Origin of the sequence: Mycolicibacterium vinylchloridicum (genome assembly GCF_013404075.1) — a bacterium.
GTDB classification, from domain to species: domain Bacteria; phylum Actinomycetota; class Actinomycetes; order Mycobacteriales; family Mycobacteriaceae; genus Mycobacterium; species Mycobacterium vinylchloridicum.
Map to the genome: position 1 here is coordinate 1 of NZ_JACBJQ010000163.1, position 1,702 is coordinate 1,702.

Genomic DNA, 1,702 nt, shown 5'->3' on the forward strand with positions numbered 1-1,702 from the left:
ATGAATCCGGACAATTACCTCTACCTGTCGGCGTTGTTGTTCACGATTGGTGCGGCGGGGGTGTTGTTGCGGCGCAATGCGATCGTGATGTTCATGTGTGTGGAGTTGATGTTGAATGCCTGCAATTTGGCGTTCGTGACGTTCTCCCGCATGCACGGCCATCTGGATGGTCAGGTGGTGGCGTTCTTCACGATGGTGGTGGCGGCCTGCGAGGTGGTGGTCGGCCTGGCGATCATCATGACCATCTTCCGCACCCGACGTTCAGCCAACGTCGACGACGCCCACCTGCTGCGGCACTGACATGCAGATACTGGTGTGGTTGACCATCGCCCTGCCGTTGGCCGGGGCGGTGATCCTCCTTGTGGGCGGGCGGCGCACCAACGCGTGGGGCCATCTACTCGGGTGCGCCACCGTGATCGGCTCCTTCGCCTGCGGGGCGGTGCTGTTCACCCACCTGCTCGGTCTGCCCGCCGACGACCGGGTGGTGCACGAGGTGCTGTTCTCCTGGGTGCCCGTCGGCGCCCTGCACGTCGACTTCGGGCTGCAACTCGACGCCCTGTCCATGTGCTTCGTCCTGCTGATCACCGGCGTCGGTGCTTTGATCCACCTCTACTCGGTCGGCTACATGAAGACCGATCCCGCCCGGCGCCGGTTCTTCGCCTACCTCAACCTGTTCGTCGCCGCGATGCTGCTGCTCGTGCTCGCCGACAACTACCTCGGCCTCTACATGGGGTGGGAAGGCGTGGGTCTGGCCTCCTATCTGCTGATCGGATTCTGGTCCCACAAACCGTCGGCGGCCACGGCGGCCAAGAAAGCGTTCATCGTCAACCGGGTCGGCGACATGGGCCTGGCCATCGCCCTGATGGTGCTCTTCGCCACCCTGGGCTCGGTCACCTACACCACCGTGTTCACCGCCGTGCCGCAGATGACCTCCAGCGCCCTGACCGCCGTCGGCCTGCTGTTGCTGCTGGGTGCGTGCGGCAAAAGCGCCCAAGTCCCGTTGCAGTCCTGGCTCGGTGACGCCATGGAAGGCCCCACCCCGGTCTCGGCACTGATCCACGCCGCCACCATGGTCACCGCCGGTGTCTACCTCATCGTGCGCTCCGGCCCGATCTTCACCGCCGCCCCCACCGCGCAAGCCGCCGTGGTCACCGTGGGTGCGGTCACCCTGGTGTTCGGGGCGATCATCGGCTGCGCCAAAGACGACATCAAAAAAGCGTTGGCCGCCTCGACCATGTCCCAGATCGGCTACATGGTGCTCGCCGCCGGCCTCGGACCCGCCGGCTACGCGGTGGCCATCATGCACCTCTTAACGCACGGCTTCTTCAAAGCCGGCCTGTTCCTCGGGGCCGGGTCGGTCATGCACGCCATGAACGACGAAACCGACATGCGCCGCTACGGCGGGCTACGCACCCTGCTACCCGTCACGTTCGTCACGTTCGGGCTGGGCTACCTGGCGATCATCGGGGTCCCCCCGTTCGCCGGATACTTCTCCAAAGACGCCATCATCGAAGCCGCCCTCAACTCAGGCGGCCTCACCGGCGTCCTGCTGGGCGGGACCGCACTGCTGGGCGCGGGCATCACCGCCTTCTACATGACCCGCGTCATGCTGCTGACGTTCTTCGGCAGAGCGCGGTGGACTGAGAAGGAAGAAGCCACCCACCCCCACGAATCCCCGGCCACCATGACCGCACCGATGATC

At 65.3% G+C, this 1,702-nt stretch carries 2 protein-coding genes; both read left to right on the forward strand.

All coding sequences use genetic code 11. The features are described from left to right. Complete coding sequence (gene nuoK / locus HPC46_RS34295; protein ID WP_005140925.1) at window positions 1-300, forward strand: NADH-quinone oxidoreductase subunit NuoK; 300 nt, start codon at window positions 1-3, stop codon at window positions 298-300. Between the two features lies 1 nt (window position 301). Beyond that, window positions 302-1,702 (forward strand): NADH-quinone oxidoreductase subunit L (nuoL, locus tag HPC46_RS34300; RefSeq protein ID WP_179476425.1); only part of this gene is annotated, 1,401 nt, incomplete at its 3' end.